A 17,988-nucleotide genomic window follows, 5' to 3' on the forward strand; every position below is an offset into this window, starting at 1 on the left:
CTCGGGCTTTCCTCCGGGCGCTTCCCTTCGGTCTTGCGTTTCCGACTCTATCAGACTCTTTCGTGTCCGATTCCCAGTCGAAGTGGGATTTGGTTGCCTTCCTGGTCCCGCTTTCGCGTTTCCTTTCCGGCGGCTCCGACTCTACCAGATCCTTTCGGGCCTGATTCCCAGTCAGCAAGTTTCGCCTTTCCGGCTGTTTGGGCCGTTCCGACGAGGTGAGACATTAGCGGAATCCTCGCCCCCGAGCTAATCGGGGGCCGCGGTCTTCGAACGCGGATTCCTCATTTCGCAAATACGCATGAAAACGAGACGACAACACGTCGTTCGTTCCAATGGTTCTTGCGGAATGGCTGTCCGGGGACCGACCGGGGTCGGCGCTCACGTCGGACAACTCGGAGAACACTACGGAGGCACGCCGGGCATGTCAACCGGGGCTCGCTCCGAGTCTGTAGCGCTAGCCTGTGGGCATGACTACGCGTGCGTTCACCCTTCGCTGGTGGGCCGCCTGACGGCGGCCGACGCTTACGCACGCGTTCAACGGCCGCCGCTTCGGCGGCCGTTCGTGTTTCTCCCTCCTGGGGCCGGCCGCGGACTGCGGCGGCTCCGACCAGGAGGTGGAGAGATGACACGGATCTCAGCGGGGTTAAGCCGACCGGGCACCTGACGCTGGGCAACTATCTGGGAGCCGTCCGGCAGTGGGCCGAGACCGAGCAGTACCGGGCCGATGCCCTGTTCTGTGTGGTGGACCTGCATGCGCTCACCGTGGAGCACGATCCCGCGCGGGTGCGACGGCTCAGCCGGCAGGCGGCGACGCTGTTGCGTGCGGCCGGGCTGGACCCGGCGCAGTGCACGGTGTTCGTACAGAGCCACGTGGACGAGCACGCGAGACTCTCGTATCTGCTGGAATGCACAGCCACCGACGGCGAACTGCGGCGGATGATCCAGTACAAGGAGAAGGCCACGCAGGCGCAGGCGGCCGGGCAGAGTGTGCGGCTTTCGCTGCTGACGTATGCCGTGCTGATGGCCGCCGACATCCTGGCCTACGGGGCGGATGAGGTTCCGGTGGGGGACAACCAGGCTCAGCATGTCGAGCTGACGCGCGACCTGGCTGTCCGCTTCAACCAGCGCTACGGGCACACCTTCGTCGTGCCGAAGGCCACCCATCCCAAGGTGGCGGCCCGTGTCATGGATCTGCAGGCGCCCACGTCGAAGATGGGTAAGTCCCACGAGGCCACGGCCGGGATCGTGTACCTGCTCGATGAGCCCGATGTGGTGCGCAGGAAGGTGATGCGAGCCGTGACGGACAGCGGGCGGGATGTCGAGTACGACCGCGAGGCCAGGCCCGGTGTGGCGAACCTGCTCGATGTGCTGGCGGCTTGTACGGGCAGTGAGCCGGAGGCGCTGGCTGCCGGGTACGCCTCGTACGGGGCCCTCAAGAAGGATGCCGCCGAGGCCGTGGTCGAGCTGCTGCGGCCGTTGCGGGCGCGGCATGCGGAGCTGTGCGCCGACCCCGGCCATCTGGACCGGGTGCTCCGGGACGGGGCGGCCCGGGCCCGGGCCATGGCGCGGCCCGTGGTCGATGCCGCATATCGGGCGATCGGCCTGCTGCCGGCCGGCTGACGGAACGCCGTGGTGGTGTGGTGATCGCCGCGCTGCTGCCAGTGCCGGTCAGCCGTTGCCGGAGGCGAGTTCACGGCTGCGGTCGCGGGCGGCTTCGAGTGCGGCGATGAGTGCGGCGCGTACGCCGTGGTTCTCGAGTTCGCGGATGGCGTTGATGGTGGTGCCGGCGGGCGACGTCACGGCCTCGCGGAGCTTGACGGGGTGCTCGCCGCTGTCGCGGAGCATGACGGCCGCGCCGATGGCCGCCTGCACGATCAGGTCGTGGGCCTGGGCGCGGGGCAGGCCGAGCAGGATGCCGGCGTCGGTCATCGCCTCGACGAGGAAGTAGAAGTACGCCGGGCCGGAGCCGGACAGCGCGGTCGCTGCGTCCTGCTGGGACTCCGGCACGCGCAGCGTCTTGCCGACGCCGCCGAAGATCTCCTCCGCATGGGCCAGGTGCTCGGCGGTCGCGTGGCTGCCGGCCGAGATGACGGACATCGCCTCGTCGACAAGGGCGGGCGTGTTCGTCATGACGCGGACGACGGGCGTGCCCGGGGCGAGCCGCTCCTCGAAGTAGGCGGTGGGGATGCCGGCCGCTCCGCTGATGACCAGACGGTCGGCCGGGACATGGGGGGCGAGTTCGTCGAGGAGCTTGCCCATGTCCTGGGGCTTGACCGTGAGGATGAGAGTGTCGGCGCGCTTGGCGGCCTCGGCGTTGCTGACGGGCTCGACGCCGTAGCGGTTGCGGAGTTCCTCGGCCCGCTCCGGGCGGCGAGCGGTGACGAGGAGGTCGGAGGGCGCCCATCCGGCCCGGATCATGCCACTGAGCAGGGCCTCGCCGATCTTGCCGGTGCCGAGGACTGCGACTGTCTGGGTCATGGTTCACCCTCCGGGTGGGCTTGCGGTCGTCCCTGGCCATCCTCGCACCGGGGCAGGTGCCGGCGTCGTCGGTGTCCAGGTCGCGGAACCGGATGGACGCCCGGCGGCATCAGGCCGTACGACGGCGGAGGGTGGCCGCGCCCAGGCCGAGGACGAGGACGGCGCAGGCTGCGACGATCACCACGTCGCGGATGAAGTCCGCCGTGACGTCGGTGTGGCGCAGGACCTCGTTCATCCCGTCCACGGCGTAGGACATGGGCAGGAAGTTGGAGATCGCTTCGAGGGCGGGCGCCATCTCGTCGCGCGGGGTGAAGAGGCCGCACAGCAGGAGCTGCGGGAAGATCACCGCCGGCATGAACTGGACCGCCTGGAATTCCGAGGCCGCGAAGGCGGAGACGAACAGGCCCAGCGCCGTGCCGAGCAGCGCGTCGAGCAGGGCGACCAGGAGGAGCAGCCAGGGCGAGCCGACCACGTCCAGCCCCAGGAGCCAGACCGACAGGCCGGTGGCCAGGGCCGACTGGACGATCGCCACGGCGCCGAAGGCCAGTGCGTAGCCGACGATCAGGTCGCCCTTGCCGAGCGGCATGGCGAGGAGGCGTTCCAGGGTGCCGGAGGTGCGTTCGCGCAGGGTGGCGATGGAGGTCACCAGGAACATCGTGATCAGCGGGAAGATGCCGAGCAGCGAGGCTCCGATGGAGTCGAAGGTGTGCGGGCTGCCGTCGAAGACGTACCGGAGCAGGGTGATCATCAGGACCGGGACGAAGAGCATCAGGGCGATGGTCCGCGGGTCGTGGTGCAGCTGGCGCAGGACGCGGCCGGCGGTCGCGAGAGTGCGGGAGAGGGAGAGAGGAGGCGCGGAACTCGGCGCCATCGGGGTGGCGGTGGGCAACGGGTGGGCGTTCATCGGGTCTGCTCCCGGGTCTCGTGGACGGCGTTGGCCTCGTCGACGAGGTGCAGGAAGGCCGCTTCGACGGTTTCGGTGGCTGTACGGGAGCGCAGGGCGTCCGGGGTGTCGTCGGCCAGGATCTCGCCGTCGCGCATGAGGAGGAGGCGGTGGCAGCGCTCGGCCTCGTCCATGACGTGGGACGAGATGAGCAGGGTGGCGCCGCGCTCGGCGGCGATGGAGTGGAAAAGGTCCCACAGGTCGCGGCGCAGGACCGGGTCGAGGCCGACGGTCGGCTCGTCGAGGACGAGGAGTTCGGGCGTGCCGAGCAGGGCGACGGCCAGTGAGACGCGGCTGCGCTGGCCGCCGGAGAGGTTGCCGGCGAGGGCGTCGGTGTGCGAGGTGAGGTCGACGTCGGCGATGGCCCGGCCCACGTTCTCGTGGCGGCGTTCGGTGGCCGCGCGGCCCGGGTCGAGGATCGCCGCGAAGTAGTCGAGGTTCTGGCGGACGGACAGGTCGTCGTACACGGACGGGGCCTGTGTCACGTAGCCGATGCGGGCGCGGAGGGAAGGGTCGCCCGCCGGGCTGCCGAGGACCTCGAGGGTTCCGGTGACTTTGGCCTGGGTGCCGACGATCGCGCGCATGAGGGTCGACTTGCCGCAGCCGGACGGGCCGAGGAGGCCGGTGATCTGGCCGCGGGGGACGGCGAATTCGAGTCCGCGCAGGACGATGCGGTCGCCTCGTACGACGGTGAGGCCGCGGGCGGCGACGGCGTCGGCCACCTGGTAATTCATCATGCGATGAATAATGCGGCTGGGGGCAGCCGTCGTCAAGGGGCCTGGGGGCGGCGGGCTCAGGGACGGGTCAGGGTCATCCCCCATGGCGTTCGAGGACCTGACGGGAGCACGGTTGACGTATGAGGCGAAACGGCGAATGCACCCCGTCCGAACGGCGGCACCTGGCAGTCGCGTCCGCCACCCTCGGCCCTTGGCGGGCCGCCGCCGCGGTGGGCGCGCTGGGTGGCGGGGTCTCGCTCGCGCTCGGCGCTATCGGCGACGGAGTCGGGCTCGGCGTGCTGGCCGGCGCCCTTTCGGCCGCGCTGATGCTGTTTTTCCTGGTCGGCGGCGCGGGCGCGGCGCTGGGCGGCAAGCCGGGGACCGCTGCCGGTACGGATCACCGAATGCGGCGCTGGGCGGCGGCCCACCCGTGGCGGGTCGCGGCCGTACCGGCCTCGCTGCTGGTCGTCACCGACGTGGTGATGCGGCAGCTCCTGACCGCCGAGGGCTTCTTCGGCAGCATGTGGGACGGGCTGTGGCGGAGCGCGCTGGTAGCGGGGGTGGTGGGGCTGGTCGGTTCGAGGGGCCGCGGGAAGGCATGACTCGGAGCGGCCGACTGCCGGCGCTCGATTCGCCGGGGCCGCTTGAACCACTCGGGCCGCTCGGGCGCGGCAGCTTGGGTTCGGCCGCTTGGGCGCGGTGTGACGTGGGCCGGGGCTCGGGCTTCTTGCGCTCGGGCGCTCGCGACGCGAGTCTCCTCGCGTATCAGCTACTTGCGCTTGGGCTTCTTGCGCGCGGCGGGGTTGCCGGTACGGGAGCCCCGGCGGCGCTCGTACTGGACGATGGCCTGGTCGTACTCGGCGCGGTGAAGCTTCTCGCCCGGGGCCTCCGCGAGCGAGCGGAAGAAATAGGCGAGCAAGGAGCCCACGAAGCCGATCATCTTGAGGCTGCGCAGTGACGCCTCGGCGGCGGTGTCGGCGGGGCGCCGGGTGAAGCCCTCCCAGGTCTTGCGGAAGGCGATGGCACTGCACACGGCGAACATGATGACGACCAGGAGGTTGACGAAGTTGCCGACCTCGGCGATCGCCAGTCCCTGGTACGCGAAGCGCAGCACGAAGCACCCGGCTACGGCAGCCGCCAATGCCCCCGCGGCCACGCCGGCGCGGCGCAGCCCGTAGCCGCCGTCATGGCCGACCCAGGTCGTGCCGAAGAAACGGATGGGTTCGGGCTGCGGCCCGGCCGGGGTGGGGGCTGCGGCTGCGCCGCCGTCTGCTCTGTCGCTCACGGGGCCGATTATCCCCCGGCGCGGCAGGGCGGAGTCAGGAGCAGCGCGGGGCGACGTAGCCGTCGCTGCCCGTGTTCACGTACGCGTCCGACACGAACTGGCCGTTGGCGATGTTGTCCCACAGGCTGGTCGTGCCGTACGGGCCGGTGATCCTCTCGCCCGGTATCTGGCAGTTGACGGGCACCGTCGCACCAAGCGGCAGGACCTTGACGATCCGGTAGCCGGTTCCGGGCCCGCTGCGTACGTTGACCCGCTGCCCGGGGGCCACGGCATACCGCGCCGCGAGCGCGCCGGCGGCGGATTCCCCGCCCGCGCCTCCAACGCTCTCCTCGGCCTCTTCCACAGCCATAAAGCCCCTCCCCCATGAGGTTCACTCTCTGCGACCCGCGCAGGCTAGCAAGCCCCACCGACATCGCACGCATCGTCGACTAGGCTCCGTGAGTCGCGCTTGCGCACGAATCTCACGGGGGTGGGGCGATGCCGCCGCTGCGCAGCACCGGGCGGAGCCCGGAAGCGGAGCATCCGCAGTACGCCGGGCAGTACCGGCTGGAATCCGTGCTGGGCTCCGGCGGTATGGGGGTCGTGCATCTGGCCACCTCTGCCTCCGGCCTGCGGCTCGCGGTCAAGGTGGTCCATGCCGACCATGCGGTGGATCCCGAGTTCAGGGCGCGTTTCAGGCAGGAAATCACCGCTGCTCGCAGGGTGAGCGGCGCCTTCACCGCGCCCGTGGTGGACGCGGACCCGGAGGCCGGACGGCCCTGGATGGCCACGCTGTTCATCGACGGTCCCACTCTCGCCGAGCGCGTCAAGCGGAAGCCTCTGGAAGCGGCGGAACTGAGCCGGCTCGGGGCCGGCCTGGCCGAGGCGTTGCGCGACATCCACCGCGCCGGTGTCGTACACCGCGATCTGAAGCCGAGCAATGTACTGCTGGCGGCCGACGGGCCGAAGGTCATCGATTTCGGGATCTCCCGCCCTTCCGACAGTGATCTGCGGACGGAGACCGGCAAGCTGATCGGCACGCCGCCGTTCATGGCCCCCGAGCAGTTCCAGCGCCCCCGCGAGGTCGGGCCCGCGGCCGATGTGTTCGCCCTGGGCGCCGTCCTGGTCCACGCGGCCACCGGACGCGGCCCGTTCGACTCGGACAGCCCGTACATCGTCGCGTACCAAGTGGTCCACAACGAGCCGGATCTGGCGGGTGTGCCGGACGAACTGGCCCCGCTGATCGCTCGCTGCCTCGCCAAGGAACCGGCGGACCGGCCCACGACGGACGCGCTGATGGCGGCGCTTCGGTCCGCGGGCTACCGGACGTCGGAGGACACACAGGCCTTCGTTCCCGCTCAGCGGCCGCACACCTCGGAGAAGTCCGCACCCGTCGTCACCACCAGGCGCGGGGGGCGCGGCCGGTGGGTGGCGGGCGCCGCGGTTCTGGCGGCGGTGGTCGTCGGCGGAGTCCTGGGCACGGCCGGGACGAGGGGCGACGACAGGGCCGACGACACACCCCCGGACGCGCATACGCGGGCCACGGCTTTCCGCCCCTGGGAGACCCCCTTTCTGGCGGGAGCCGAGAGTGCGACGGGCTTCTGCTCGTACCTCGAAGCCGCTCTGTACTGCGCCGGCCCCGGGATCAAGGCCGCCCGCCTGGACCCGGCCGACGGTGCCATCGGTTGGTCCCTCAGGGCCGCGAACGCCGGGCCGGGTGCCGAGCCGAATGCCGAAGAGGCGATGGCACCCACGCTGTCGGGTGGTCTCCTGCACGTCCTGGACCCCGAAGGACGCCGGCTCGAGGCGCTCTCCCCGGATACGGGCCGCAAGCACTGGTCCGCCGACATCTCCGCGTACGCCGCCGTCCGGCACACGGACAGCACCGCTCTCCTTCTCGCGCCGGACGGCAGAGTCCAGGCACTCGACAGTGCTACGGGCAGGAAGCGGTGGAACAAGAGTCTGGGAGCTCTCGGCTCGCAACTGATCGCCGCAGCTGACGGCGGAAAGGTCTTCGCGGTCACGCCGTCGGACGACGCTTCGTCGTCCACGGTCAAAGCCTTCGATCCGGAGAGCGGGACCGCCCTGTGGACGAGCCGCCTCAGCGGTGGTCTGACCCCGGTCGCCGCTGCGGAGGGGGCGCTGTTCCTGCTGTCCAGCAACACGGACATCCTGGCCACCGCCGTGATCCGCGTCGACACCGCCACCCGCGACGCCCGCCGGATCCCCCTGACCACTCCGGTCGACCAGGCTCAGGCCACCGTGGGCGGTGACACCGTGTACGTCTTCGGCGCCGGCGGGTCGCTTCTTGCCGTCGACACTTCCCGCGACACCGACGCGCAGAGCGCCCAGCTGTGGCGGCTGGAGACTTCTGTGAGCCGGGCCTCGCGGCCCGTCGCCGCCGGGGAACGTGTCTATCTGACCGCCGCGGACGGGCGCCTGCTGGGGGTGGATGCCCGTACCGGTGCTCTGCTGGGCCAGACCAAGCCCCGGATGGACGGCGGGCGTTACACCTTCACACCGACACTGCCCGCACCGGTGGCCGTCGGGGGCCGGGTCTTCGCCGGTGCCCCCGACGGGTCGGTGTTCGCTGTGGACGCGCGGGACCCCGCCGGCTGGTGAGCCGGGAGGCCGGGGGCCTGTATGCCCGGGGCTCAGCCCAGCTTGGAGACGTCCCGCACGGCGCCCTTGTCGGCGCTGGTCGCCATCGCCGCGTAAGCGCGCAGTGCGGCCGAGACCTGGCGCTCTCGGTCCTTCGGGGCGTAGACGCCGTTCAGCTTCTCGTGGCGGGCTGTCAATTCGTCCTCGGGAACGAGGAGTTCGATCGAACGGGCCGGGATGTCGATGCGGATGCGGTCGCCGTCCCGGACGACCGCGATCATGCCGCCGGAAGCCGCCTCGGGCGAGGCGTGGCCGATGGACAGGCCCGAAGTGCCGCCGGAGAAGCGGCCGTCGGTGATCAGCGCGCAGGACTTGCCGAGACCCCTGCCCTTGAGGAAGGACGTCGGGTAGAGCATCTCCTGCATACCGGGGCCGCCCTTGGGGCCCTCGTAGCGGATGACGACGACGTCGCCCTCCTTGATCTCCTTACGGAGGATCTTGTCGACGGCGTCCTCCTGCGACTCGCAGACGACGGCCGGTCCCTCGAACTTCCAGATCGACTCGTCGACCCCGGCCGTCTTCACGACACAGCCGTCGACCGCCAGGTTCCCCTTGAGGACGGCCAGTCCGCCGTCCTTCGAGTACGCGTGCGCCGCGTCGCGAATGCAGCCGCCGGCCGCATCGACGTCCAGCGAGTCCCAGCGCTCGGACTGCGAGAAGGCGGTCGCGGAGCGCACGCATCCGGGCGCCGCGTGCCACAGCTCGACGGCCTCGGCGGACGGCGAACCGCCACGCACGTCCCAGGTCTTGAGCCAGTCCGCGAGGGACGGGGCGTGCACCGAGTGCACGTCCTCGTTCAGCAGGCCCGCGCGGTACAGCTCGCCGAGGATGGCGGGGATGCCGCCGGCGCGGTGCACGTCCTCCATGTAGTACGTGCCGCCGGGGGCGACGTTCGGCGCCACCTTGGCCAGGCACGGCACGCGGCGCGAAACCGCGTCGATGTCCGTGAGGTCGTAGTCGAGCCCGGCCTCCTGGGCGGCGGCGAGCAGATGCAGGATCGTGTTGGTCGAGCCGCCCATGGCGATGTCGAGGGCCATCGCGTTGTCGAAGGCGGCGCGGGTCGCGATGTTGCGCGGCAGGACGGTCTCGTCGTCTTGCTCGTAGTAGCGCTTGGTGATCTCGACGACCGTGCGGCCGGCCTCCTCGTACAGCGCCTGGCGGGCGGTGTGCGTGGCCAGGACCGAGCCGTTGCCGGGCAGCGACAGGCCCATGGCCTCGGTCAGGCAGTTCATCGAGTTGGCGGTGAACATGCCGGAACAGGAGCCGCAGGTCGGACAGGCGTTCTCCTCGATACGGAGGATGTCCTCGTCCGAGACGTTCTCGTTGACCGCGTCCGTGATGGCGTTGATCAGGTCGAGCTTGCGGACCGTGCCGTCGACGAGCGTGGCCTGTCCGGCCTCCATGGGGCCGCCGGAGACGAAGACCACCGGGATGTTGAGCCGCATGGCGGCCATCAGCATGCCCGGGGTGATCTTGTCGCAGTTGGAGATGCAGATCAGCGCGTCGGCGCAGTGCGCCTCGACCATGTACTCGACGGAGTCGGCGATCAGGTCGCGGGACGGCAGCGAGTAGAGCATGCCGGCGTGGCCCATCGCGATGCCGTCGTCGACCGCGATCGTGTTGAACTCGCGCGGCACCGCACCCGCCGCCAGGATCGCGTCGGAGACGATACGGCCGACCGGCGCGAGGTGGGTGTGGCCGGGCACGAACTCGGTGAAGGAGTTGGCGACCGCGATGATCGGCTTCCCGATGTCCGCGCTCGCTACGCCCGACGCCCGCATAAGGGCGCGGGCGCCCGCCATGTTGCGGCCGTGGGTGACGGTTCGGGACCTGAGCTCGGGCATCGGGTTCACTCCCCATAGGCAGATACGACTGCCTTCGAGCCTACGCCCAGCCTCCAAGATCTGGACAGTCTGTCCGGATTGCGGGACAGGGCGCTCAGCTTTCGGTCAGCCCTCGGCCAGAGGTCGGCCATGGGCCGGGGGCAGTCCTCGGTCAGGGTCAGTCCTGGGTCAGGTATCGCTGGAGCGTCGGAGCCACCATCGCCACGATGTCCTCGGGGTCCGCCGACGCCAGCGGCTCCACCTTGATCACATAGCGCAGGATCGCGATTCCGATCATGTGGGAGGCGGCCAGCTCCGCCCGGAACTTCGGGTCCGGCACCTTCAGGTCCGCCGCCACCCGCTCCAGCAGCCGCCGCAGCACGAAGCCACGCAGCACCTTCGCCGCCGCCTCGTGCGTCAGCGCGGACCGGATGATCGCCAGCAGCGGGGCCCGCGTCGCCGGGTTCTCCCATACGCCGATGAAGTACCGGGCCAGCCGTTCACCGATGCCTTCGGTCCCCTCGCCCAGCACCGCCGGGATGACCAGGGCCGGTTCGAAGGACACCTCGATCGCCGCCGCGAAGACCTCGTCCTTCGTACCGAAGTAGTGGTGGACGAGCGCCGGGTCGACTCCGGCCGCCTTGGCGATCCCGCGGACCGATGTCTTGTCGTACCCGCGCTCGGCGAACTCCGTACGCGCCGCCGCCAGGATCCGCTCGCGGGCGCCGGGACCGCTGTCAGCGTCCGTACGGGCCGGGCGGCCCCTGCGGCGTGGTGTGGCGGGGCCCGTCATGAGCGGGGCATCCGCAGGGCGGATGCCAGGTGCAGCCGGGTGAACGCCAGCGCTTCCGCCAGGTCGGCCTCACGTTCGGCGGCGGACATCGCGCGCCGTGTGTTGACCTCGATGACGACATGGCCGCCGAAACCGCTGAGGGCCAGCCGCTCCAGGAGCTCGGCACAGGGCTGGTTGCCGCGGCCCGGCACCAGGTGCTCGTCCTTGTTGGAGCCGTTGCCGTCGGCCAGATGTACGTGGGCCAGCCGGTCGTCCATCCGGTCGACCATGGCCATGGTGTCGATGCGGGAGGTCGCGGCGTGCGAGAGGTCCACCGTGAAGTCGCGGAAGTCCTCTTTCGTCACGTCCCAGTCGGGTGCGTACGCCAGCATCTCGCGGTCCCGGTAGCGCCACGGGTACATGTTCTCGACAGCGAACCGGACGTCCGTCTCGTCCGCCATCCGCCAGATCCCCCGCACGAAGTCACGCGCGTACTGCCGCTGCCAGCGGAAGGGCGGATGGACGACCACGGTCGAAGCGCCGAGCTTCTCGGCCGCCGCCTGCGCCCGCTGCAGCTTCACCCACGGGTCCGTGGACCACACCCGCTGCGTGATCAGCAGACAAGGGGCGTGCACGGCCAGGATCGGCACCTGATGGTAGTCGGAGAGCCGTCGCAGGGCCTCGATGTCCTGACTGACGGGATCCGTCCAGACCATGACCTCGACGCCGTCGTAGCCGAGGCGCGCGGCGATCTCGAAGGCCGTCGCCGTCGACTCCGGGTACACGGACGCCGTGGACAGCACGACCTTCGCATCCGGGATGCGCACCACTGGTTCTGCCACGGGGACAGCGTACGGGCACCCTCTAGGTGACCGGCAGATGGTCCAGACGCCGCAGGATGACTCCCTCGCGCAGCGCCCAGGGGCAGATCTCGAGTACGTCGACCCCGAACAGATCCATCGCACCCTCCGCGACCAGCGCTCCTGCCAGCAGCTGCTGCGCCCGGCCCTCGGACACACCGGGGAGCTCCGCGCGCTGTCCGGCCGTCATCGCCGCCAGCTTCGGCACCCACTCCTCCAGCGATTTGCGACTCAGATCACGCTGGACGTACGGCCCCTCGGCGGAACGGGCCGCCCCCGCCATCCGCGCGAGCTGCTTGAAGGTCTTGGACGTGGCCACCACGTGGTCCGGCGAACCGGTGCGGTTGAAGTCGCCGACCGTACGGGCGATCTGGGCGCGCACATGGCGGCGCAGCGCCTTCACGTCGGTCGGGTCCGGCGGGTCGCCCGGCAGCCAGCCTGCCGTCAGCCGGCCCGCGCCCAGCGGCAGGGACACGGCGATGTCCGGCTCCTCGTCGACCCCGCACGCTATCTCCAGCGAACCCCCGCCGATGTCCAGCACCAGCAGCCTGCCCGACGACCAGCCGAACCAGCGGCGGGCCGCCAGGAAGGTCAGCCGGGCCTCCTCCGCGCCGCTGAGCACCGCCAGATCGACGCCGGTCTCCTCGCGCACCCGGGCAAGCACCTGGTCGGCGTTGGTCGCCTCCCGGACCGCGGACGTGGCGAACGGCAGCACGTCCTCGCAGCCCTTGTCCTCGGCGGCCTGCAGAGCGTCCACGATCACGGCCACCAGTTTGTCGACGCCCGTGGGGCCGATGGCCCCGTCGGTGTCGAGGAGCTGCGCGAGGCGCAGCTCCGCCTTGTGCGAGTGCGCGGGCAACGGGCACGCACCGGGGTGCGCATCCACCACCAGCAGATGCACCGTGTTCGAACCCACATCGAGGACGCCGAGTCTCATGTACGGAACGCTACTGCTCTCGCGGCCCCTGACCGGCCACGGAGTGGCTTCCTCCCGCTTACGCTTGTCACGTGCCCAAGACGAAAAAGGCGAAGCAGGACAAAGCCTCGAAGAAGCAACCGCAGACCCCCGCCGTCACGGACGAGAAGGGCCTGGACTTCGCCCGCGCCTGGGTCGAGTTTCCCGACCCGGACGACGACGAACAGGTCTTCCGCTGCGACCTGACCTGGCTGACCTCTCGCTGGAACTGCATCTTCGGCAGCGGCTGCCAGGGCATCCAGGCCGGCCGGGCGGACGACGGCTGCTGCACGCTCGGCGCGCACTTCTCCGACGAGGACGACGAGAAGCGGGTCGCCTCGCACGTGGCGCGGCTCACCCCCGAACTGTGGCAGTTCCACGACGTCGGTACCGAGTCCGGCTGGGTCCAGACCGACGAGGACGGCGACCGGCAGACCCGCCGCTGGGAGGGCTCCTGCATCTTCCAGAACAGGCCAGGGTTCGCGGCCGGCGCGGGCTGCTCGCTGCACATCCTCGCTCTGCGCGAGGGGCGGGAGCCGCTCGAGACCAAGCCCGACGTCTGCTGGCAGCTGCCGATCCGGCGTACGTACGACTGGATCGACCGGCCCGACGACACGCGCGTCCTCCAGGTCTCCATCGGCGAGTACGACCGCCGCGGGTGGGGTCCGGGGGGCCATGACCTGCACTGGTGGTGCACATCGGCGACGTCGGCGCACGGAGCGGGCGACCCGGTGTACGTCTCGTACCGCCCGGAGCTGACCGAACTGATGGGCAAGGCCGCATACGAGCGGCTGGTCGAGCTCTGCGAGGAGCGGCTGTCGTCGCTTCTCCCGATGGCCCCGCACCCGGCGGACCCGGTCCAGGCCCGGTCCAGGCCCGGTCCAGACTCTGTCCGGCCCTAGCCGGCAGGACTGGCAGTCTCCGGTTCGCTCGGGGGCGGTGCCCCGTCCGTCGGTGTCGGGTCGGGGTCCGGGGACGGGTCCGGTGACGACGGCGGGGGTTCGGACGAGGGTGGCGGCTCGGACGACGGTGGCGGCTCGGACGACGGTGGGGGCTCGCTCGACGGCGGCTCCGAGGACGGCGGCGGCTTCGTATCGCCGTGCCCCTCCACCACGATCACCGCGCCCGACGGGTCCACCCCGATCCGGGCACTCCAGTGGCCCTCCGGCTCCCTGTCGTGGTCGACGGACACATAGATCGTGACCGACTCACCGGGTGCGAGCGTCCCGTGGGACTGACTCACGTAGAGCCAGTGCGCCTCCGTCCAGGCCGACCACTCGACCGGCGCGCCGCCCGAGGCGGTCAGGGTCACGATCGTCGTGTCGCCGCTCGACTCGGCCGCCACGGCGAGCCGGCCGGGCCCCAGTACCGATCCCGGAGCGGACGGCCCGGCAGGACTGATGACCTCTACCGAGACGTCCGGCGCGCGACTGCCCGCCGTGAAGCCGGGCACGGGCTCGATGCGGGCGTTGCCCGCGTTCTCGTACGTATCGTGCGGGCTGCCCTCCATCCAGCCCGGCGCGTCCACCTCGCTGGCGGAGACGGACGTCCCGTCCCTGCCCCCCTCCCCGGTGAGGGGCGCCCCTCGGTACGCCGCCCAGAGGGCCAGCACGGGAGCGGCCACCACGGTGGCGACCACGGTGGTGGTCACGGCGCGGGCACGTAGCCGCTCACGTCGCGCGGCGCGGTCCTTGGGGTCCGTGGGGAACCCGGTCCGGTCGAAGCGCGGACCGGCCCCGCGGGCCCGCGCCACGTGCATCATCGCCACATGCGTCGCGGCGCGGGGCGCTTCCAGCAGCGGAAGCCTGGCGGGAGTGGCGACGGAGCCGGGCCACGGCCCGCCCGCGCCGGCCCGCTCGGCGACGCGCCGGCAGCGCGGGCAGTCGTCGACATGCCGGACCAGCTCGCGGCGCAGCGCGCTGGACAGCAGCACCTGGTTGTCGCCGGTGAGCCGGGCCACGACCGGGCATGTGCCGGTCTCCACGACGGCGAGCGCGGCCCTGGTCCGCTCAACCTCGCACGCGGCGCCGGCGAGCAGCTCCCGGGCCGCCAGGGCTTCCATACCGAGTACGGCGGCCACCTCGCGCGGGGACAGCTGGTGGCGGACGGCCAGTTCGAGGGCCTCGCGCTGCTCGGGCGTGGTCCCGGCCGCCTCGGGCCAGGCGAGCAGGGCGAGCTCGCGGCGACGGCGCTGGGCGACGTCTTCGGAGACCGGAGCCACCGGCTCGGGCTCCGGCGTGCGCTGCCCGGCGTGAGCCCCCTGGCGGCTGCGCTTCTGCTCGGTCAGCTTGCGCAGACAGGCCCAGCGGGCGAGGGCGTACAGCCAGGCCCTGCGCCGGCCCTCGCCCGCGGGACAGCGGCCGAACTGCCGCTCGGAGACGGCGAGCACGTCTCCGAGCACCTCGGTCGCCGTGTCGTGGTCGCACAGCACGGAGAGGCAGTACGTGAACAGGCCGTCCAGGTACGGCTCGTAGCGGGTGGGGGGCGTCTGCGCCAGGGTGCGCGGCGCGCGCCTGTGCGCCCGGTGTGCGCCGGTGGTGTGCGTGGGGAGTTCGTGCCTACTGCTCGTCACCCGGCGACCGTAGGCGGATGATGGGGGCGCGTTCGTACCTCTTGAACACTTTTAATCCTTACGGGTGAACAGATCCCTCAAAAGGGGACAGGAGTCAGGCATTCCGGCGGGTGCGGAGCCACTCGGGCGGCGATGTCCGACCTTCCCTATACGGTGACCGCATGGCTGCCCGCACCGCTCGATCATCCGCCAAGGACCGGCCGTCCTACCGCTGCACCGAATGCGGCTGGACGACGGCCAAATGGCTCGGCCGCTGCCCCGAATGCCAGGCCTGGGGGACGGTGGAGGAGTACGGCGCGCCGGCGGTCCGGACCACCGCGGCCGGCCGGGTCAGCACCGCCGCGGTCCCCATCGGCCAGGTGGACGGCCGACAGGCCACGGCCCGCTCCACCGGGGTCGACGAGCTCGACCGGGTCCTCGGGGGCGGGCTGGTGCCGGGAGCGGTCGTGCTGCTCGCGGGCGAGCCGGGCGTGGGCAAGTCGACGCTCCTGCTGGATGTCGCCGCCAAGGCGTCGGGCGACGAGCACCGGACTCTCTACGTCACCGGGGAGGAGTCCGCGAGCCAGGTCCGGCTGCGTGCCGACCGGATCAACGCCATCAGCGACCACCTCTACCTCGCGGCCGAGACCGACCTGTCCGCCGTCCTCGGCCACCTCGACGCGGTCAAGCCGTCCCTGCTGATCCTGGACTCCGTACAGACCGTGGCATCGCCCGAGATCGACGGGGCGCCCGGCGGCATGGCGCAGGTCCGGGAAGTGGCGGGTGCGCTGATCCGCGCGTCGAAGGAGCGTGGCATGTCCACCCTCCTGGTCGGCCATGTCACCAAGGACGGCGCGATCGCGGGCCCGCGCCTGCTGGAGCACCTGGTCGACGTCGTACTCAGCTTCGAGGGCGACCGGCACGCGCGCCTGCGGCTCGTCCGGGGCGTCAAGAACCGGTACGGCGCGACGGACGAGGTCGGCTGCTTCGAGCTGCACGACGAAGGCATCACCGGCCTCGCCGATCCCTCGGGGCTGTTCCTGACCCGGCGCGCCGAGGCCGTCCCCGGCACCTGCCTGACCGTCACCCTGGAGGGCCGTCGGCCGCTCGTCGCCGAGGTGCAGGCCCTCACGGTCGACTCCCAGATCCCCTCGCCCCGGCGGACCACCTCCGGGCTGGAGACTTCCCGGGTGTCGATGATGCTGGCCGTGCTGGAGCAGCGCGGCCGGATCACGGCGCTCGGCAAGCGCGACATCTACAGCGCGACGGTCGGCGGTGTGAAGCTCTCCGAGCCCGCCGCCGACCTCGCCATCGCGCTCGCGCTGGCCTCGGCGGCCAGCGACACCCCGTTGCCGAAGAACCTGGTCGCGATCGGTGAGGTGGGTCTCGCGGGCGAGGTCAGACGGGTTACGGGGGTCCAGCGCCGACTGGCCGAGGCGCACCGTCTCGGCTTCACCCACGCCCTGGTTCCGACCGACCCCGGGAAGGTCCCGGCGGGGATGAAGGTCACTGAGGTGGCCGACATGGGGGACGCGCTGCGGGTGCTCCCGCGCCGGTCTCGGGCAGAGGCCCCGCGGGAGGACAACGCACGCCGGTAGACTTTGCCCTGGTCTCGCCCGCCCGTACGAATACTGCTGCCCACGCGGCCATGCCCGGACCTCCGGCAGGAAAGAACAGGTCGGCCGCGTGGGCCAGCACGTACCGTGCCACCAGGGCACCCGCAACCCGCGACCGGAGGAGTGCAGTGGCAGCCAAGGACGGGGCAGCAGCATCCGGGAAGTCCGGCGGAGGTACCGGCATCGAAGCGCTGATGCGTGCCTCGCTGAGCGCGGTCGCGCCCGGCATGGCCCTGCGCGACGGCCTGGAGCGCATCCTCCGCGGCAACACGGGCGGCCTGATCGTCCTCGGTATGGACAAAACGGTTGAATCGATGTGCACGGGCGGCTTCGTGCTTGACGTCGAGTTCACCGCGACGCGGCTGCGCGAACTGTGCAAGCTCGACGGCGCGCTCATCCTCGACAAGGACATCACCAAGATCCTCCGGGCCGGTGTGCAGCTGGTCCCGGACGCGTCCATCCCGACCGAGGAGACAGGCACCCGCCACCGCACGGCGGACCGGGTCTCCAAGCAGTGCGGTTTCCCGGTCGTCTCGGTCTCCCAGTCGATGCGGCTGATCGCGCTGTACGTCGACGGGGAGCGTCGCGTCCTGGAGGAGTCGGCGGCGATCCTGTCCCGTGCCAACCAGGCGCTGGCCACCCTGGAGCGCTACAAGCTCCGCCTCGACGAGGTGGCCGGAACGCTCTCCGCCCTGGAGATCGAGGACTTGGTGACGGTCCGTGATGTGACGGCCGTCGCACAGCGGCTGGAGATGGTCCGCCGGATCGCCACCGAGATCGCCGAGTACGTGGTGGAGCTGGGCACTGACGGACGGCTGCTCTCCCTCCAGCTCGACGAGCTGATCGCGGGCGTCGAGCCCGAGCGCGAGCTGGTCATCCGTGACTACGTACCGGAGCCGACCGCCAAGCGTTCGCGCACCGTCGCGGAGGCACTCACCGAACTGGACGCCCTGAGCCACGCCGAGCTGCTCGAACTGCCCATCGTGGCACGCGCGTTGGGTTACAGCGGCTCTCCCGAGACTCTCGACTCGGCCGTCTCGCCCCGCGGCTACCGGCTGCTGGCCAAGGTGCCGCGGCTGCCCGGCGCGATCATCGAGCGGCTCGTCGAGCACTTCGGCGGACTGCAGAAGCTGCTCGCGGCGAGTGTCGACGACCTCCAGACGGTGGACGGCGTGGGCGAGGCGCGGGCCCGCTCGGTGCGCGAGGGCCTTTCGCGACTCGCCGAGTCGTCGATCCTGGAGCGGTACGTCTAGAACGAGCTGCGGTACGTCCGGAAGGAGCCGCGCAACGTCCGGAACGAGGTTCGGACGGCGCGCCCGAGCCCCCTAGGCCTGTCCGGCCGACTTGTC

At 71.1% G+C, this 17,988-nt stretch carries 16 protein-coding genes; 6 read left to right on the top strand and 10 right to left on the bottom strand.

Annotation, left to right across the window (positions count from 1 at the left end):
* The first annotated feature begins 660 nt into the window (after positions 1–660).
* Positions 661–1,620 carry a tryptophan--tRNA ligase gene (gene trpS, locus AB0M62_RS19345; protein WP_366075602.1) on the top strand — a complete coding sequence of 320 codons (960 nt, stop codon included), beginning with the start codon at positions 661–663 and terminating at the stop codon, positions 1,618–1,620.
* A gap of 48 nt (positions 1,621–1,668) precedes the next feature.
* Here the strand turns inward: trpS and proC are convergent, their stop codons facing one another.
* The 3 genes from proC to AB0M62_RS19360 all read right to left on the bottom strand — a co-directional run bounded on the left by proC (position 1,669) and on the right by AB0M62_RS19360 (position 4,158).
* Positions 1,669–2,478, bottom strand: coding sequence for a pyrroline-5-carboxylate reductase (gene proC / locus AB0M62_RS19350; RefSeq protein WP_366075455.1), 810 nt, complete (start codon positions 2,476–2,478; stop codon positions 1,669–1,671).
* A 109-nt stretch (positions 2,479–2,587) separates the two neighbouring features.
* Positions 2,588–3,382 (bottom strand): ABC transporter permease, encoded by a 795-nt coding sequence (locus AB0M62_RS19355; RefSeq protein WP_366075456.1) that lies wholly within the window; start codon positions 3,380–3,382, stop codon positions 2,588–2,590.
* A complete protein-coding gene (locus AB0M62_RS19360; RefSeq protein WP_366075457.1) occupies positions 3,379–4,158 on the bottom strand; it encodes an ABC transporter ATP-binding protein in 780 nt (259 codons plus the stop codon). The genes AB0M62_RS19355 and AB0M62_RS19360 overlap by 4 nt, the downstream gene beginning before the upstream one ends.
* Before the next feature lie 119 nt (positions 4,159–4,277).
* Here AB0M62_RS19360 and AB0M62_RS19365 point away from each other — a divergent pair, with 119 nt between their 5' ends.
* Positions 4,278–4,739, top strand: coding sequence for a hypothetical protein (locus tag AB0M62_RS19365; protein WP_366075458.1), 462 nt, complete (start codon positions 4,278–4,280; stop codon positions 4,737–4,739).
* A 167-nt stretch (positions 4,740–4,906) separates the two neighbouring features.
* Here AB0M62_RS19365 and AB0M62_RS19370 read toward each other — a convergent pair whose 3' ends face one another.
* A complete protein-coding gene (locus AB0M62_RS19370; RefSeq protein ID WP_366075459.1) occupies positions 4,907–5,422 on the bottom strand; it encodes a hypothetical protein in 516 nt (171 codons plus the stop codon).
* Positions 5,423–5,456: 34 nt separating this feature from the next.
* The gene (locus AB0M62_RS19375) at positions 5,457–5,771 is read right to left on the bottom strand and encodes a peptidase (protein WP_366075460.1); all 315 of its coding nucleotides are present in this window, start codon (positions 5,769–5,771) and stop codon (positions 5,457–5,459) included.
* A gap of 128 nt (positions 5,772–5,899) precedes the next feature.
* Between AB0M62_RS19375 and AB0M62_RS19380 the strand changes: the two genes are divergently transcribed.
* The gene (locus tag AB0M62_RS19380; RefSeq protein WP_366075461.1) at positions 5,900–8,023 is read left to right on the top strand and encodes a serine/threonine-protein kinase; all 2,124 of its coding nucleotides are present in this window, start codon (positions 5,900–5,902) and stop codon (positions 8,021–8,023) included.
* Positions 8,024–8,055: 32 nt separating this feature from the next.
* Here AB0M62_RS19380 and ilvD read toward each other — a convergent pair whose 3' ends face one another.
* The 4 genes from ilvD to AB0M62_RS19400 all read right to left on the bottom strand — a co-directional run bounded on the left by ilvD (position 8,056) and on the right by AB0M62_RS19400 (position 12,454).
* Complete coding sequence (ilvD, locus tag AB0M62_RS19385) at positions 8,056–9,906, bottom strand: dihydroxy-acid dehydratase (protein ID WP_366075462.1); 1,851 nt, start codon at positions 9,904–9,906, stop codon at positions 8,056–8,058.
* Positions 9,907–10,063: 157 nt separating this feature from the next.
* Positions 10,064–10,678, bottom strand: coding sequence for a TetR family transcriptional regulator (locus tag AB0M62_RS19390; protein ID WP_366075463.1), 615 nt, complete (start codon positions 10,676–10,678; stop codon positions 10,064–10,066).
* Positions 10,675–11,499 (bottom strand): sugar phosphate isomerase/epimerase, encoded by an 825-nt coding sequence (locus AB0M62_RS19395; protein WP_366075464.1) that lies wholly within the window; start codon positions 11,497–11,499, stop codon positions 10,675–10,677. The genes AB0M62_RS19390 and AB0M62_RS19395 overlap by 4 nt, the downstream gene beginning before the upstream one ends.
* A gap of 22 nt (positions 11,500–11,521) precedes the next feature.
* On the bottom strand, positions 11,522–12,454 hold the full coding sequence (locus AB0M62_RS19400) for a Ppx/GppA phosphatase family protein (RefSeq protein ID WP_366075465.1): 933 nt from the start codon (positions 12,452–12,454) through the stop codon (positions 11,522–11,524).
* Positions 12,455–12,525: 71 nt separating this feature from the next.
* Between AB0M62_RS19400 and AB0M62_RS19405 the strand changes: the two genes are divergently transcribed.
* Positions 12,526–13,374: a hypothetical protein gene (locus AB0M62_RS19405; protein WP_366075466.1), complete on the top strand. Its 849-nt coding sequence runs from the start codon at positions 12,526–12,528 to the stop codon at positions 13,372–13,374.
* Here the strand turns inward: AB0M62_RS19405 and AB0M62_RS19410 are convergent.
* Positions 13,371–15,044, bottom strand: coding sequence for a hypothetical protein (locus AB0M62_RS19410; RefSeq protein ID WP_366075467.1), 1,674 nt, complete (start codon positions 15,042–15,044; stop codon positions 13,371–13,373). The genes AB0M62_RS19405 and AB0M62_RS19410 overlap by 4 nt on opposite strands.
* A gap of 161 nt (positions 15,045–15,205) precedes the next feature.
* Here AB0M62_RS19410 and radA point away from each other — a divergent pair, with 161 nt between their 5' ends.
* Entirely contained in the window at positions 15,206–16,621 is a 1,416-nt protein-coding gene (radA, locus tag AB0M62_RS19415) for a DNA repair protein RadA (RefSeq protein WP_366075468.1), read from the top strand.
* 146 nt (positions 16,622–16,767) lie between these two features.
* Positions 16,768–17,892: a DNA integrity scanning diadenylate cyclase DisA gene (gene disA / locus AB0M62_RS19420; protein ID WP_366075469.1), complete on the top strand. Its 1,125-nt coding sequence runs from the start codon at positions 16,768–16,770 to the stop codon at positions 17,890–17,892.
* The last annotated feature ends 96 nt before the right edge of the window (positions 17,893–17,988 follow it).

It is taken from the genome of Streptomyces sp. NPDC051219, assembly GCF_040682335.1.
Classification (GTDB): domain Bacteria; phylum Actinomycetota; class Actinomycetes; order Streptomycetales; family Streptomycetaceae; genus Streptomyces.

Coding starts and splice junctions, on each gene's coding strand:
- proC (WP_366075455.1), bottom strand. CDS start 2,478: ATGACCCAGACAGTCGCAGTCCTCGGCACCGGCAAGATCGGCGAGGCC.
- AB0M62_RS19355 (WP_366075456.1), bottom strand. CDS start 3,382: ATGAACGCCCACCCGTTGCCCACCGCCACCCCGATGGCGCCGAGTTCC.
- AB0M62_RS19360 (WP_366075457.1), bottom strand. CDS start 4,158: ATGATGAATTACCAGGTGGCCGACGCCGTCGCCGCCCGCGGCCTCACC.
- AB0M62_RS19365 (WP_366075458.1), top strand. CDS start 4,278: ATGAGGCGAAACGGCGAATGCACCCCGTCCGAACGGCGGCACCTGGCA.
- AB0M62_RS19375 (WP_366075460.1), bottom strand. CDS start 5,771: ATGGCTGTGGAAGAGGCCGAGGAGAGCGTTGGAGGCGCGGGCGGGGAA.
- AB0M62_RS19380 (WP_366075461.1), top strand. CDS start 5,900: ATGCCGCCGCTGCGCAGCACCGGGCGGAGCCCGGAAGCGGAGCATCCG.
- ilvD (WP_366075462.1), bottom strand. CDS start 9,906: ATGCCCGAGCTCAGGTCCCGAACCGTCACCCACGGCCGCAACATGGCG.
- AB0M62_RS19390 (WP_366075463.1), bottom strand. CDS start 10,678: ATGACGGGCCCCGCCACACCACGCCGCAGGGGCCGCCCGGCCCGTACG.
- AB0M62_RS19400 (WP_366075465.1), bottom strand. CDS start 12,454: ATGAGACTCGGCGTCCTCGATGTGGGTTCGAACACGGTGCATCTGCTG.
- radA (WP_366075468.1), top strand. CDS start 15,206: ATGGCTGCCCGCACCGCTCGATCATCCGCCAAGGACCGGCCGTCCTAC.